General features: G+C 38.1%; 15 protein-coding genes. 12 read left to right on the forward strand and 3 right to left on the reverse strand.

The features are described 5' to 3' along the window. Positions 1-66: 66 nt before the first annotated feature. From ACOQO1_RS08550 to ACOQO1_RS08575, 6 genes are all read left to right on the forward strand, one after another. A complete protein-coding gene (locus ACOQO1_RS08550) occupies positions 67-1,818 on the forward strand; it encodes an ABC transporter ATP-binding protein (RefSeq protein ID WP_420602447.1) in 1,752 nt (583 codons plus the stop codon). Positions 1,819-1,900: 82 nt separating this feature from the next. After that, complete coding sequence (locus ACOQO1_RS08555) at positions 1,901-2,275, forward strand: PUR family DNA/RNA-binding protein (protein ID WP_420602448.1); 375 nt, start codon at positions 1,901-1,903, stop codon at positions 2,273-2,275. Positions 2,276-2,364: 89 nt separating this feature from the next. Next, positions 2,365-4,884 (forward strand): M14 family metallopeptidase, encoded by a 2,520-nt coding sequence (locus tag ACOQO1_RS08560; RefSeq protein WP_420602449.1) that lies wholly within the window; start codon positions 2,365-2,367, stop codon positions 4,882-4,884. A gap of 12 nt (positions 4,885-4,896) precedes the next feature. Next, positions 4,897-5,406 (forward strand): hypothetical protein, encoded by a 510-nt coding sequence (locus ACOQO1_RS08565; protein ID WP_420602450.1) that lies wholly within the window; start codon positions 4,897-4,899, stop codon positions 5,404-5,406. Positions 5,407-5,447: 41 nt separating this feature from the next. Further along, a complete protein-coding gene (locus ACOQO1_RS08570; protein WP_420602451.1) occupies positions 5,448-6,002 on the forward strand; it encodes a thioredoxin family protein in 555 nt (184 codons plus the stop codon). Between the two features lie 25 nt (positions 6,003-6,027). Then, positions 6,028-6,549, forward strand: coding sequence for a GNAT family N-acetyltransferase (locus ACOQO1_RS08575; RefSeq protein WP_420602452.1), 522 nt, complete (start codon positions 6,028-6,030; stop codon positions 6,547-6,549). Between the two features lies 1 nt (position 6,550). On the opposite strand, the gene ACOQO1_RS08580 is transcribed toward ACOQO1_RS08575, so the two are convergent. Next, entirely contained in the window at positions 6,551-7,093 is a 543-nt protein-coding gene (locus ACOQO1_RS08580; protein ID WP_420602453.1) for a YfiT family bacillithiol transferase, read from the reverse strand. Between the two features lie 164 nt (positions 7,094-7,257). On the opposite strand from ACOQO1_RS08580, the gene ACOQO1_RS08585 reads away from it, so the two are divergent. Then, a complete protein-coding gene (locus ACOQO1_RS08585; RefSeq protein ID WP_420602454.1) occupies positions 7,258-7,896 on the forward strand; it encodes a peroxiredoxin in 639 nt (212 codons plus the stop codon). A gap of 92 nt (positions 7,897-7,988) precedes the next feature. Beyond that, positions 7,989-8,183 (forward strand): cold-shock protein, encoded by a 195-nt coding sequence (locus ACOQO1_RS08590; protein WP_055397609.1) that lies wholly within the window; start codon positions 7,989-7,991, stop codon positions 8,181-8,183. 504 nt (positions 8,184-8,687) lie between these two features. On the opposite strand, the gene ACOQO1_RS08595 is transcribed toward ACOQO1_RS08590, so the two are convergent. Further along, positions 8,688-9,620, reverse strand: a complete 933-nt coding sequence (locus ACOQO1_RS08595; protein WP_420602455.1) for a peptidylprolyl isomerase — start codon at positions 9,618-9,620, stop codon at positions 8,688-8,690. A gap of 318 nt (positions 9,621-9,938) precedes the next feature. On the opposite strand from ACOQO1_RS08595, the gene ACOQO1_RS08600 reads away from it, so the two are divergent. The 4 genes from ACOQO1_RS08600 to ACOQO1_RS08615 all read left to right on the forward strand — a co-directional run bounded on the left by ACOQO1_RS08600 (position 9,939) and on the right by ACOQO1_RS08615 (position 13,673). Continuing rightward, positions 9,939-10,493: a hypothetical protein gene (locus ACOQO1_RS08600; RefSeq protein WP_420602456.1), complete on the forward strand. Its 555-nt coding sequence runs from the start codon at positions 9,939-9,941 to the stop codon at positions 10,491-10,493. A 46-nt stretch (positions 10,494-10,539) separates the two neighbouring features. After that, complete coding sequence (locus ACOQO1_RS08605; protein WP_420602457.1) at positions 10,540-11,592, forward strand: serine hydrolase domain-containing protein; 1,053 nt, start codon at positions 10,540-10,542, stop codon at positions 11,590-11,592. Positions 11,593-11,965: 373 nt separating this feature from the next. Continuing rightward, positions 11,966-12,892 (forward strand): hypothetical protein, encoded by a 927-nt coding sequence (locus tag ACOQO1_RS08610; RefSeq protein ID WP_420602458.1) that lies wholly within the window; start codon positions 11,966-11,968, stop codon positions 12,890-12,892. A 286-nt stretch (positions 12,893-13,178) separates the two neighbouring features. Further along, positions 13,179-13,673 carry a DinB family protein gene (locus ACOQO1_RS08615; RefSeq protein ID WP_420602459.1) on the forward strand — a complete coding sequence of 165 codons (495 nt, stop codon included), beginning with the start codon at positions 13,179-13,181 and terminating at the stop codon, positions 13,671-13,673. Here ACOQO1_RS08615 and ACOQO1_RS08620 read toward each other — a convergent pair. Continuing rightward, a partial coding sequence (locus tag ACOQO1_RS08620) for a M20/M25/M40 family metallo-hydrolase (RefSeq protein ID WP_420602460.1) occupies positions 13,674-14,513 on the reverse strand: 840 nt, incomplete at its 5' end.

Below are 14,513 nucleotides of genomic sequence, written 5' to 3' on the forward strand. Positions count from 1 at the left end.
GTAATCGCATATATTTGCTGCACTGTCATTAAGCAACAACTACACTAAATCTAGCCTTTCCCTCTTATGAAGGAACTCAAACACCTTAACAAATACTTCAAAAAATATTGGCTCAAACTACTTATGGGGATTTTAATAACCATAATTGCCCGTGTTTTTTCCCTCATAATGCCCTCTTATGTGAACAAATCCATTCAGGCGGTGGAAGAGTTTCTGGGGAACAATATTTCTGTATCGGGTGCCAAAGAACTTTTGTTTGAATATATTTTGATCATATTGGGTGCAGCAATTTTATCTGGCCTCTTTACCTTTTTAATGCGGCAGACCATAATCAATGTTTCCCGTTACATTGAATACGACCTTAAGAATGAAGTATTTGATCATTACCAGTTGCTCAACCTAAATTTCTACAAGAAAAATAGGATCGGAGATCTTATGAACCGTATTAGTGAAGATATTAACCAGGTGCGTATGTATGTGGGCCCGGCCATTATGTATGGTATGAATACACTCACCATGTTCGCCTGTATTATTCCGCTCATGTTCATTAAAGCTCCAACATTGGCAGCTTACACCTTGATTCCCCTACCCATTTTATCGGTTTTAATCTATCAGATCAGTAAAATCATCCATAAAAGGAGCACTAAGGTTCAGGAATTTTTATCTACACTATCAACTTTTACACAAGAATCCTTTTCGGGAGTTGCCGTAATAAAGGCCTACACCCTGGAACCCAATATAAACAGAGAACTGGAAGGTTTGGCGGTTGAAGGAAAAAACACCAGTATGGATCTGGCCAAGGTAAATGCCTGGTTCTTTCCATTGATGATTTTACTTATTGGCATCAGCAACATTTTTGTGATCTACATTGGCGGCAGACAATATATAAATGGCGAAATAGCTTCTATTGGTATCATAGCCGAGTTCATTTTGTACGTGAATATGCTCACCTGGCCTGTTGCCATTGTTGGGTGGCTAACGTCCATTATCCAAAGAGCTGAGGCTTCGCAAAAACGAATCAATGAATTCTTGAAGGAAGAACCTTCCATTAAAAATGAAGTGGCCCAATCAACACCAATTGCCGGTAACATTGAGTTCAAGAATGTGACTTTTACTTATGATGATACCAATATAACAGCGCTTAAAAATGTTTCTTTTACCATTGAATCCGGAGAAACCGTTGCATTTTTAGGAAAGACCGGATCGGGCAAATCAACCATTTTAGATTTGGTGGCCAGACTCTACGATGTTTCTTCCGGGGAGGTTTTAATTGATGGAGCCCCAGTACAGAAACTAAACCTGAACAGTCTAAGAAGTGCCATAGGAGCTGTTCCTCAAGATGCCTTCCTCTTTTCGGACACTATTGAAAACAATATCCGCTTTGGTGATGAAACCGCATCTTTTGATGAAATTGTTTCTGTTGCCCAAAAGGCGGTGGTCCATGAAAATATTGAAGGCTTTGCTAAAAAATATGATACCATTCTAGGTGAACGAGGTATTACCCTGAGTGGAGGACAAAAACAACGGGTATCCATTGCAAGGGCATTATTGAAAAATCCGAAAATCTATCTTTTTGATGATTGCCTATCCGCTGTGGACACAGAAACCGAAGAAGAAATATTGAACAACCTAAAACAAGTTTCCCAAAATAGAACAACCCTGATTGTAAGCCATAGAGTTTCATCAGCAAAAAATGCAGATAAGATAATTGTACTGGAAAATGGCAAAATAATTCAAGAAGGGACACATGAGCAGTTGAACAATATTGAAGGGTACTATAAAGAACTCTACTTGAATCAACTATCTGAGAAAGAATAAGAAAAAAGTTGCTGGATTAGCATTTTTTTTACATTTTTGGTAGAATAATTCAACATTGCACTAAAAACATACACTAGACCATATGGGCGATAAAGATATCATGGACCAGGAAGAGATTTACTCCAAAGTCTTAAGAGCTGGGAGAAGAACCTACTTTTTTGATGTAAGAAGTACCAAAGCCGGTGATTATTATTTAACCATCACCGAGAGTAAGAAATTTACACATGATGATGGCTCCTTCCATTACAAAAAACACAAAATCTATCTTTATAAAGAAGACTTTAGTGCTTTTAGGGATATCATGGAAGAAATGATGGACTACATCATTGATGAAAAAGGTCAAGAAGTAATTTCTGAACGTCACCAAAAAGATTTCAAAAAGGAAGAAGATAACAAAGCCAGTGAAAATGGATCGGCTCCAGAAAACTTCACCGATGTTGATTTTGATGACATTTAGGAAACAGAAACTTTAAAAAAAGCATAAAACGGCCTGCATTGAGCAGGCCGTTTTTTATTTTTAGCATCGACTAATTCAAACACAATCTCATGAAATTATTCAACATCTTGATATGTGTGCTATTTGGACTTAACCTAGCAGCGCAAAATGTTACTCTTGACTATTACCTTCCGAACAATGTAACTTATGACCCAAGCATTCCAAAACCTGCTGATATTATTGGCCACGAAGTGGGCGAATGGCATGTAACTCATGACAAGCTCGTCTATTATATGCAACAACTGGCTGCTTCAAGTGAAAGAATAACCATTGAAGATCGTGGAAAGACCTATGAGGGAAGACCAATACTGCTATTGACCATTACCACGCCAAAAAACCATGGCAACATTGAAACCATTAGAAAGGAACATATTGGACTTTCCGAAGGAAACAGCAGTTTAGACACCTCCAATATGCCCATTGTAGTCTATCAAGGTTTTTCCATCCATGGAAATGAACCCAGTGGTTCCAATGCGTCTTTGGCATACGCTTATTACCTGGCAGCTGCCCAGGGACCGGAAATTGAAACCATGCTGGAGAATATGGTCATTCTTTTGGACCCCAGTTTTAATCCAGATGGATTGCAGCGTTTTGCCTATTGGGCCAATGTAAACAAAAGCCAAAACCTAAATCCAGATTCCAACGAGCGGGAATATCATGAAGTATGGCCCGGGGGACGTACCAACCATTACTGGTTTGATATGAACCGGGATTGGTTGCCGGTACAATTGCCAGAAAGCCGTGCACGAATCGCCTCTTTCCATAAATGGCTGCCCAATATTCTTACAGATCACCATGAAATGGGGACAAATTCAACCTTTTTCTTCCAACCTGGGGAGCCATCACGGGTAAATCCGCTTACCCCAAAAGCCAATCAAGAGCTTACTAGGGAAATAGGCACTTATCACGCCAAAGCATTGGACAAAATAGGTTCACTCTATTATTCCGAAGAAAACTATGACGATTACTACTATGGAAAGGGTTCCACTTTCCCAGATGTCAACGGCAGTATCGGTATCCTTTTTGAACAAGGGAGTTCGAGAGGACATATTCAAGAAAGTGAAAATGGTATTTTAACCTTTCCGTTCACTATCAGAAATCAATTTACCACGGCATTGTCCACTATTGAGGCCGCAAAAAATATGCGGACAAAAATTCTGGACTATCAACGTAAATTTTATAGTGATATGAAATCCGAAGCTGCCCGCAGTAAAACCAAAGCCATCATTTTTGGCGATAGCAAGGATGCATCAAAAACCTGGCATTTGGCAGAAATTCTAAACAGGCATAAAATAAAGTTCCATGAACTGGCCTCCGATGTTACCATTTCAGGAAAACAGTATAAAAAAGGGTACAGCTATGTTGTGCCCATGAATCAAAAAAATCCTAGGTTGATCAATGCCATGTTTGAAAAAAGAACCACTTTTAAAGACAGTCTCTTTTACGATGTGTCCGCTTGGACTTTCCCCTTGGCATTCAATGTGGATTATAGCAATTTGAATTCCCTATCAAACGCCGGTTCAGAGGTGACAGATTTTAAATCTCCCGAGGGAAAAGTGAGCACCCAAAGTAACTATGCCTACCTTTTTGAATGGCATGAGTATTACACACCAAAAGCATTGAACATGATTTTGGAAAAAGGGTTAAGGGCAAAAACTGCAAAATCCCCCTTTACCCTGGAAGGTAAAAAATACGATTATGGCACTATTATGGTTCCCGTTCAGAATCAAAGTTTAAGTTCTACCGAACTATTCAATTTTCTAAATAAAGTGGCCCGGAAAAGTGGTATAACCATCACAGGGGTATCCACAGGATTAACTCAGGGAATTGATTTGGGAAGTAATGATTTTGACCCTATCAAAAAGCAAAAAATAGCCATTTTGGTCGGTGACGGGGTTCGTTCCTACGATGCTGGGGAAATTTGGCATTTATTGGACACCCGTTATAATATTAAAATCACCAAATTGGATACCCGCTATTTCAATACTGTTGATTTGGACAAATACACTGACTTGATTTTACCCAGCGGATGGAACGACAAGATCTTGGATAAAAAAGGTGCTGAAAAAATCAAGGAATGGGTAAAAGGTGGTGGTACGGTTATTGGGTATCGAAATACCGCAAACTGGTTCAAAACCTATGGGTTAATGAATCTTGCAACGAAAAAAGACACCTTGGTAGCCAAAAACATCCCATTTGATCAAAAAGCAGATTTTACTGGGGCACAAGTAACCGGAGGCGCTATTTTTGAGGCCAATTTGGATCGTTCGCATCCAATCAACTATGGCTACAAAAATGACAAACTGGCGTTGTTCAGAAATACCAATATCTATCTGAAACCAGAAAAAAACAGCTACGATAATCCAATTCAATATACCAATGATCCTTTACTAAGCGGATATATTTCAGAGGAGAATGCCGAGCTTATAAAAAATAGCGTGCCTTTTAAGGTAAACAGATTGGGTAAAGGAAGAGTGCTTCTTTTTACTGACAATACCAACTTTAGGGCATTTTGGTATGGAACCAATAAATTATTGATGAACGCTATTTTCTTTGGACCAATGATGTAAAGGCAACGTGATATGAAAAACTTTGGAAAATCTTGTATTCTGGGCTTTACTATTTTGATTCAAACTGTTGTTTTTGGTCAAAAGAATGGTGCTTTTCAAACACCAAAATCTTTAGTTAATGAAACCCAAAGAATTATTTCCGTAGAAGCAGGTCAAAAAATTGACACCGCATATTTTAAAACTTTATTTCTTCCTACCGCACATTTTACTGTAGTGGGTAAGGAAAATGGAAATTTCGCCCATGAAACCATGGATTTGAACACTTTTGTTGAAAGTCTAACCGATGAGTATTATACAAATGGCTATCATGAAGAGTCTACAGGGGAGATTATAGAAGAATACAATGGCATCGCTCAGGTAATCCAAAGTTTTGAAGGAATGGATTCAGAAAATGAAACAGGAAAGGGCGTAGGAACTTATCAACTGATATTTTCTGAAGGTCGCTGGTGGATTGCCAACATGGTATGGACAATGAGCTATAATGATGGAAAAGATATTCCGGCCAAATATTTGAAACATTAGAATAACGCATAAACATCAGTTTATAACACAAAACATAAGTCATGGCAAGAACACCAAGTAATATGCTGGCCTTGGGCACTGAAGCTCCAGATTTTGAATTGATGGACACGGTTACGGACACCCCTATTTCTTTAAGCGATGCGAAAGGAAAAAATGGTACGGTGATCATGTTTATATGTAATCATTGCCCTTTTGTGGTCCATGTAAACCCTAAAATTGCAAGTTTGGGAAAAGAATATCAATCCAAAGGAATAGGTTTTATTGCCATTTCCAGTAACGATGTAGTCAATTATCCACAGGATGCACCCCATTTAATGAAGGAAAAGGCGGCCGAAGAAGGCTACACCTTTCCCTATCTTTATGATGAAACCCAGGAAGTAGCCAAGGCTTATGACGCTGCATGCACTCCAGATTTTTATCTTTTTGATTCAGATTTAAAGTTGGTATACCGTGGTCAATTGGATGATTCCAGGCCTGGAAATGGAATTCCCCTAACTGGCACCGATTTACAAAATGCCATCGATGCATTGTTAAAAGGGGAAAAAATAAGTGCCGCTCAAAAACCAAGTATCGGCTGTAACATTAAATGGTTATAAACGAAGTAAAAGTCAATAGTGCCGTATGGAGATTTATTTAGAGCCGGTATCCACATCTACTATTCAAGCCTATATCTCCATAGGCAAAAAGTCATATCACGAACACTATTTGCATTTATGGAAGAATGGGGATCCAAGTGCCTATATCAACAAAAGTTTTACCCCATTGGTGGTTGAGAAAGAATTAGCCAACCCCAATATTGTCAATTTTTTGATCAAAACTGAGAATACCGTTGTTGGTATCGTAAAACTCGTGATAGATTGTGAACTGGATGAACTTTCTGCAAAAACCAGCTTGTTGGCTGAAAAAATTTATCTTCTTAAAACCTATTCAGGTAAGGGTTTAGGAAAAAAAGTGTTAGCCAACATTGAAAAATATGCCCAAAAATTGGGTAAAAAAGTAATTTGGTTAGACACCATGCAAAAAGGAGGACCCATTCATTTTTATCGAAAAAACGGGTTTCAAATAAAAAGGGAAAGTGTATTGAACTTACCCGGAACAATCCCTTCCGAAAAAGCCATGTGGGTTTTAATGAAAGAGCTTTAAATTACCACCCTTCCCTTTTGATCAAGTTTTCTATATGGGCAAAATGATGGCTGCCATGCCAAGCATAAATCCCAATATTTTCTTCCAAAGTAACTTCTTTATTGCCCTCTGGATGGGTGAATTTTCTTTTTAAATCGGTTCTGGACAATCCTTTGAGCAAATACACCAGCTTTGCATGCACCGCTTTTAAATGATTCAGGGACATCTGAATAGGTGCGGTCTGAGCATCAAACAACTTGGACCATTCTTTTTCAAAATAGGGCTTGATCAGTGGATTATCCTCCGTCAGAGCCCACTTAAACCTAATATAACTATGATGGTGGCTGTCTGAAACATGGTGCACCAACTGTCTTACTGTCCATCCTTCCGGTCTGTAGGGTGTATCCAATTGTTCATCGGACAATGGGGTTACCATATCCTCCAATCTTTGTGGTAAGTGTTCCAATATGTCTATCCATTCATCCAAGTGTTCTTGGGTAATTGTTTCGGGTGTTTTGTTTTTTCCAATAGGGTATCGCAGTTGTTCCAATGTATCTTTTTCCATACCCTAAAAATAACAAACTTTAATACGGATAGAATCATAATCCTGACGTAAATCATTCCTAAAACAAAAACTTTAATAGACTTTTAACTGCTTTAAAATCATCGACATTCTAAATCGAGTAATTTTATAGTGTAATTTAATTTCAATCCAAAACAATATAACTTATGGCCACAATTAGACTGGGCGATACCGCCCCTGACTTTACTGCCGAAACCTCTCAAGGAACTGTAAATTTTTATGATTATTTAGGAGACGGATGGGGAATTCTGTTCTCTCATCCAGCAGATTTTACTCCTGTTTGTACCACGGAATTGGGAACAGCTGCAAAATTCAAGGATGAATTTGAAAAACGTAATGTAAAAATGATTGCGTTAAGTGTTGACGGAGCTCAATCGCACGCAGAATGGATCAAGGATATCAATGAAACACAGAACACCGTTGTTAATTTTCCCATTATTGCGGATGAGGATAGAAAAGTATCCGATCTATATGACATGATCCATCCCAATGCAGATGATACATTAACGGTACGTTCTGTCTTCATTGTTGGACCTGATAAAAAAGTGAAGCTTATTTTGACCTATCCGGCTTCCACTGGTCGTAATTTTTACGAGCTGCTTCGTGTTGTGGACTCATTGCAGTTAACGGCTCACCATAAAGTAGCTACACCTGCCAATTGGGAACATGGGGAAAAGGTTGTGGTAAGCCCTGCTATTCCCACAGATGAAGCCAAGGAAATTTTTTCAAAAGGGGTTGAAGAAGTAAAACCTTATCTGCGATTAACACCAGATCCAACCGCGTAATTAAATCGGTTCAGTAGAAAAAATCAAAAAAAACAAATTCTCAACAAATAAACCGTACCTTTGCTGCTCATTTAATTTTTTAACATTTAGTAATGAGTAAAGGAACAGTAAAATTCTTCAATGATTCTAAAGGCTACGGTTTTATCACTGAAGAAGGTTCAAACACAGATCACTTTGTACACGTTTCAGGTTTAATCGATGAAATTAGAGAAGGTGACGCTGTAGAATTCGAACTACAGCAAGGTAAAAAAGGATTGAACGCCGTAAATGTACAAGTTATAGATTAAGGTTACAGTACACTTTTTTATAGAACAAACCCCGGGTCAATGGCCCGGGGTTTTTATTTTCATTTTTGTTTAAACTTTACGCAACCTATTTTATTTTTCTAATCTAAAGCATAAACAAAACACTGTTTCCCCACAACCATTAAATGAACATCTGTATGAACACCTTCTTTGCAATCCTTTCTGTTTTGCTTGTTGTTAATTTATTGCTTCTTCTTATTAGTGTAAATAGTTCTAAAAAGTAATTTTTAGCGCTTTAGAAGCTATTTAGCTGAATTTGTAGTCTTTACAAACAATAAGTAGGGTTTTTCACCGTTGGGTTGTTATACAACTAAAGACACTAGCTAAATAAACAACAGATGAATACCTTCTTTACCGTATTACTTTTACTGCTCGCTCTTAATCTTTGCCTTTTATTGGTGAGCGTAAACAGATCTAAATAAAAAAAAGCTTCCAAATCAATTTGGAAGCTTTTTTTATTCAATATTCTCTTAAGAGAAGTAAGTCTTACTTCACATTCATTAATTCCACATCAAATATTAAGGTGGCATCCGGTGGAATGACCCCTCCAGCTCCTGCACTACCATAAGCTAAATCTGAAGGAATCACAAAACGTGCTTTGTCACCTACCTTGAGTAGACCGATACCTTCGTCCCATCCTGGAATGACTTGTCCAACACCTAATGTAAAATCAATAGGTTGGTTACGGCTGTATGAAGAATCGAATACTTGTCCGTTGGTCAAGCTTCCTTCATAATGTACTGAAACGGTTTTACCTTTTTCAGCTTTTGCTCCGTTCCCTTCTTGGATCATTTTATAGCGAAGTCCACTTTTGGTCGTATCAAAACCAGCGGCCAATTTTTCCATTTCTGCCTCAGCTTTAGCCTTTGCCTCAGCAATTCTTTTTTCCCTTGCCCCTTCAAATGTTCTAAAGGCTTCAATGGCATTCCAACCTTCAGCCTCTGCCCCTACTCTTACAATCTCCAAGCTATCAATAGCATCGTCTTGAGCAATGGCATCCACAACTTCCTGTCCGTGTTCAACAAGTCCAAATACCGTATGTTTATTGTCCAACCATGGAGTGGCAACATGGGTTATAAAAAACTGGCTCCCGTTGGTTCCAGGACCTGCATTGGCCATGGAAAGCACACCAGGCCCCTCATGAGTCAACTCAGGATGAAATTCGTCATCAAACTTATACCCTGGATCACCGGTTCCGGTTCCTTGTGGGCATCCACCCTGAATCATAAAATCTGGAATGACACGGTGAAATTTTAAGCCGTTGTAATACGGTTTTCCCTGTGGTTTTGCGGCATTTTCCATATTTCCCTCGGCCAAGGCCACAAAGTTGCCCACAGTGCCCGGGGTTTTGTCATGGGTGAGTTTTACCAAAATCTCCCCTTTGGTAGTATTGAATTTTGCGTAGATTCCGTCTTGCATTGTTCTATTATTGAATTTGTTACACCTGATTTTCAGATGCCATTAAGGTGGGCAAAGGTACAGGTTTGTGCAAACGGGAGCAAAATTCTTAAACGTTTATATGTACTTGTTTACCATAGGAAACATTTTACCCACTGTATGGGCAGATAACTACATGCTTTTTTGTACATTTTCGCGAATCTTTGGGTATGGGATGTATCCCTTAGTTCTGCAACATCATGACAAATCATCGCAATTATCCAACAGTTCAGGTTTTACAAGTTTTCAAACATCTAAAAAAGTTGGAATCTTGAAAATATGAATCAATCAAAAACTACAATGAAACTAAAAACTATTTGCATAATTGGACTTTCTCTATTTGTTACAAGCTATTGGATATTTACAAAAGGGAATGAGTTTGCCCATAGTCAAAAACCAATTGATTTCGCTCATTGGTTAAATCTGGTCGGAGCAGTATTAATGTTAAACTTAAATAACATATTTCCCAAAAACAAAATTGGAAAAATTGCTTCGTCATTAACAATCTTAGGAGTAGTAGCATTTATTGGACTGAATACAATCGACTTTATTTCGTGGAGTTTTGGAAATGATAATGATAGTAGAAATGCTTTTTTTAACCATTTGGCAAACACACCAGCAATTGCTTTTCCATTTGTCTATATTGGGCCATCTTTGTTATTTCTTGGACTTTCGATTCACGCCCATAATTTTATTAAGTCAAATCTTATTGGATACATATTGACGGTATTTGGCGCTGTTTTTATGGGATTGGGCTACTTTCTATGGAATAATTTAATTTATACAGCATTTGGTGTTACAATTTTTGCTCTTGGACTATTCTTGATATTGAATAAAATAGATGAAAACAAATAACCTTGCACAACAATGTATAACCGTTGAACTCAAACCAATAACATCAATGAAAAAACTTTCCTTTTGTATTCTTTTAGGAATATTACTCTGCGGTTGTAAAACCAAAAAAGAAGAAATTGCTTTTAAAAACCCTTCTGAAAAAATCTTGTTTGCGATTAGGGACAATGCAAAAAAACTTCTTCAAGATAAAAGGTTCCATTCCGTGTCCATTGCGGTTTACAAAGACGGAATTGAAATCTCGGAGCATTTTGGAGAACTCGAAATTGGAAAGAAAAATCCTCCCAACGATTCAACCATTTATGAAATTGCATCCGTAACAAAAACCTTTTTGGGAACGCTTGCCGCCAAGGCCGTGCTGGAAAAGAAAATAGGGTTGGATGACGATATCAGACAATATTTGAATGAACCATATCCAAATCTGGAATATCAGGGAAAGCCCATAACGATCAAACACTTATTGACGCATACCAGTGGATTCCCAAATTTTCCTATAAAAGGTGAAAACAAAACCGAGTTCTTTGAAGGGTTAAAAGAGATTAAAATAGAATCATTGGATTATTCCTATTCCAACACGGCGCCGGAATTAATGGCACATATCCTAGAAAAAGTATACCAAACACCCTACGAAGAACTTCTGGAAAAGTTCATTTTTGCCCCTAACCAAATGACCAGCACAAAATTTGACCTGACCGAAGGAGAACAATTGCGATTGGTAAAAGGTTATAACGATGAAAACGAATTAATGCCCAATTTTAAACGGAATTTATGGGGCGGTACAGTTGGATTGCACTCAACTACTCCGGATCTATTAAAATATATGAAACTTCAATTGGATGAAACCAATCCAATCATTAAGGAATCGCACACAAATTTCACGGATACCCCTTATGGTTTCTCCATTGGCTACCATTGGAACATACTTAATGAAGATGATACTGTAATTTACCGACATCATGGCGGAATATTTGGCATGCAAAATTGGTTTATGATCTACCCAAAGTACAATATGGGCATATCAATCCTGAGCAATGCCAGTTTTGATGAAACAGGGGATATTTTGGAGGATATTGCAGAAAATATTGTGGAGGAAATAAAGTAAGTGGAAGATCTATCGCAATAACATATAACCCAAACTTACTACAATGTGAGATGGTTAGACACCAGTTCTAAAATCAATAAATTAAAAAAATAGATTTATGAACGTATATTTTCTTATTGCTAGAATTCTATGCTTTATTTTGGAGTTAGCTCGCTCAATTTTAAGAGAACATCCGATATTAAAACTAAAGAAAAGCGTTCTGGGCAGATGCTGCCCTCATCAATCTGGAATAGTATTAATCATTGGAAATTGATACAAATGGCAATAAACAACTGAATGTCCCTTTCGAGTAATCGAAAATTCCACCAAGTGTTGAATAAGGCATGTTTTACGATTTCATTTTAAAGAAATAAGGAATACTCATAAAAAATCAATGAGAATAATAGCATTTTTACAATTATCAATTTTGCTGACTGCGTTTCAGACATCTGCACAAAAAAGTCAGTTGGATTACCTTGGACAAACTGTCCCAGGGCTGGAAGCTGTGCTGTTTCACAATGGTGGATTGGTTGAGCATCCAAAGGGAGAAAAACGCAGCTTCAATGTTTCTTTCTCCCCTGATGGCAAGGAAATGTTTTTTTCTTATTACAAGGCCACCAAGGAAAAACCAGACCCTACCTATGAAATAAAAACTTTCAAGCAAATTAATGGTGTATGGACAGGTCCTAAAACGGCTTCATTTTCTGGGCAATATTCAGATGTTGATATCAATTTCTCTCCGGACGGTGACTATATCTTCTTTGCATCCGACAGACCACAACCAAATTCTAAAGGACTCGATATATACTATTCCATAAAAACTGAAAACGGCTGGTCCGAACCAATTTATGCCGGTACCAATGTTAATACCAATTATGGAGAAGTATATCCTTCCATTTCTAAGGAAAAGAATCTTTTTTTTCGTTCATCACGCCAAGGAGGCTATGGCAACGACGATATATACCGAGCTGAATGGGTTAATGGGAACTTTGTAAATGTGAAAAATCTAGGGCCAAATGTTAATTCTGTTTATGGAGAAAGCAATTCCGTTATAGCTCCCGATGAGAGTTATATACTTTTCTGTACCTCTCGGCCTGAAGGCGGAAATATCCAACAAATCTATATCTCTTTTCAAATAGGGGAAAATATCTGGACCAAGGCGGTAAGCGTTGGGCAAGAAATAAATACAGAAGCAGGAGCTGGTTCACCAACATTGTCTCCTGATGCCAAATATCTTTTTTTCAAGAAAACGAAAGAACCCCAAAGAGGCATTTACTGGATAAGTACCAAAATCTTTGACAGATTGAAACCTAAACAATAAATTCTCAGCATACTATAATTAAGACTGTCTAAACCTAGTTATGCCTTTGACATTGCCCTTTAGGTAATTGTCCTGTATTAGTCTATCAGTTACAACAAATCGACCTTAGTAGTTGGATATTGCAGAAAACATTGGAAGAGACTAAAAACTAACAAGTATATTGCAACTACATATTCAATTATGGTTTTTAACCACAACGGAATGCACAAAACCAAAACAGATAGGAAACGGTTAGCCCAAAGCACCTAAAATTGCTATTTGCATAGCGCATCAAAATTTAAAAGGTATGAACTATACCCCACAAGACGGTTTTCCATATTATTTTAACCTTGTAAAGGATATTGATTGTATTGCACTTTTTTCTTCCACTACCACTTTTGCCTTTCTAGATTCAATCACTGAAGAAAGGGCCAATCATCGTTATGCGCCAGATAAATGGAGCATTAAACAAATTGTGGGGCATATTACCGATCATGAAAGAATAAAAATGTACCGGGCTTTTTTAATGAGTCGTATGGAACCTATTGAACTCTGGGGCTATGACCAAAATCTGCTAACCAACAATAGTCGTTTTGAGGAATTGCCGTTTGATCAGTTAAAAACCGATTTGATCAATATTAGAAAGGCATCTTTAAGTTTTGTTGGGACATTATCCAAAAATCAACTAAAGCTAAAAGGAACAGCACGACAGCATGAGGTTACCCTTGAAGATTTTCTTAAATCCATCATTGGTCATGAACGGCACCATATCAACATCATCAAAGAAAGATATCTTCTTTAACTACCCTTTTATCCTGGCAGAGGTAATTGTCCCATATTTATCTATTAGATACACCAAACTGGCCATAGTAGCAGCACCCAACTCCAATTCACGCTTGTTTACATGCTCAAAAGTGTCATTTTCAGCATGGTGATGATCAAAATAGCGTTGTGAGTCTGGACGTAGGCCGGCCAAAACCAAATCTTCACTTTTTAACGGTCCAATATCGGCCCCGCTATACCCTTTTACAAACATGTGGATAAGGTAAGGTTCAAACAGGCTTTTCCAACTTTGGACTTGTTTCAAGTTTTCTTCGGAACAATCAAAAGAGAAACCTCTTGGGGTAAACCCTCCTGAATCACTTTCCAACGCAAAAATGTGCTTTTCATTTTTCTGTTGGGCCACTTCGGCATATTTGTTACCGCCCCGCAGACCATTTTCCTCGTTCATGAACAATACCACCCGTAGGGTGCGTTTGGGTCTGTATCCTGTTTCTTTCAACAATCGGAGTACGTCCATGCTCTGCACACATCCAGCACCATCATCATGTGAGCCATCACCCAAATCCCAAGAATCCAAATGTCCGCCAACAACCATGACCTCATTGGGGTGGGTAGAACCTGTTATTTCTCCAATAACATTATAGGACTCCACATCTTCAAACTGCTTGCAGTTTTGTTTAAAGTAAAATTTAATATCTGGGTTTAATGTCAGCGTAGTACTCAGCAATTCAGCACCTTTGGTACTAATAGCCGCTGCCGGAACCCTCTCAGAAACCGGAGTATCTCCGTAACTCATGGATCCTGTATGGGGATAATCGTCCAAACGCAGGGTCATGGAGCGCACAATAACTCCTGCTGC

This window comes from Flagellimonas sp. (assembly GCF_965222555.1).
Classification (GTDB): Bacteria; Bacteroidota; Bacteroidia; order Flavobacteriales; family Flavobacteriaceae; genus Flagellimonas.

Bases quoted from the DNA above. Each gene is read 5' to 3' on its own strand.
- ACOQO1_RS08550 (WP_420602447.1), top strand. From the start codon at position 67: ATGAAGGAACTCAAACACCTTAACAAATACTTCAAAAAATATTGGCTC.
- ACOQO1_RS08555 (WP_420602448.1), top strand. From the start codon at position 1,901: ATGGGCGATAAAGATATCATGGACCAGGAAGAGATTTACTCCAAAGTC.
- ACOQO1_RS08560 (WP_420602449.1), top strand. From the start codon at position 2,365: ATGAAATTATTCAACATCTTGATATGTGTGCTATTTGGACTTAACCTA.
- ACOQO1_RS08565 (WP_420602450.1), top strand. From the start codon at position 4,897: ATGAAAAACTTTGGAAAATCTTGTATTCTGGGCTTTACTATTTTGATT.
- ACOQO1_RS08570 (WP_420602451.1), top strand. From the start codon at position 5,448: ATGGCAAGAACACCAAGTAATATGCTGGCCTTGGGCACTGAAGCTCCA.
- ACOQO1_RS08575 (WP_420602452.1), top strand. From the start codon at position 6,028: ATGGAGATTTATTTAGAGCCGGTATCCACATCTACTATTCAAGCCTAT.
- ACOQO1_RS08580 (WP_420602453.1), bottom strand. From the start codon at position 7,093: ATGGAAAAAGATACATTGGAACAACTGCGATACCCTATTGGAAAAAAC.
- ACOQO1_RS08585 (WP_420602454.1), top strand. From the start codon at position 7,258: ATGGCCACAATTAGACTGGGCGATACCGCCCCTGACTTTACTGCCGAA.
- ACOQO1_RS08590 (WP_055397609.1), top strand. From the start codon at position 7,989: ATGAGTAAAGGAACAGTAAAATTCTTCAATGATTCTAAAGGCTACGGT.
- ACOQO1_RS08595 (WP_420602455.1), bottom strand. From the start codon at position 9,620: ATGCAAGACGGAATCTACGCAAAATTCAATACTACCAAAGGGGAGATT.
- ACOQO1_RS08600 (WP_420602456.1), top strand. From the start codon at position 9,939: ATGAAACTAAAAACTATTTGCATAATTGGACTTTCTCTATTTGTTACA.
- ACOQO1_RS08605 (WP_420602457.1), top strand. From the start codon at position 10,540: ATGAAAAAACTTTCCTTTTGTATTCTTTTAGGAATATTACTCTGCGGT.
- ACOQO1_RS08610 (WP_420602458.1), top strand. From the start codon at position 11,966: ATGAGAATAATAGCATTTTTACAATTATCAATTTTGCTGACTGCGTTT.
- ACOQO1_RS08615 (WP_420602459.1), top strand. From the start codon at position 13,179: ATGAACTATACCCCACAAGACGGTTTTCCATATTATTTTAACCTTGTA.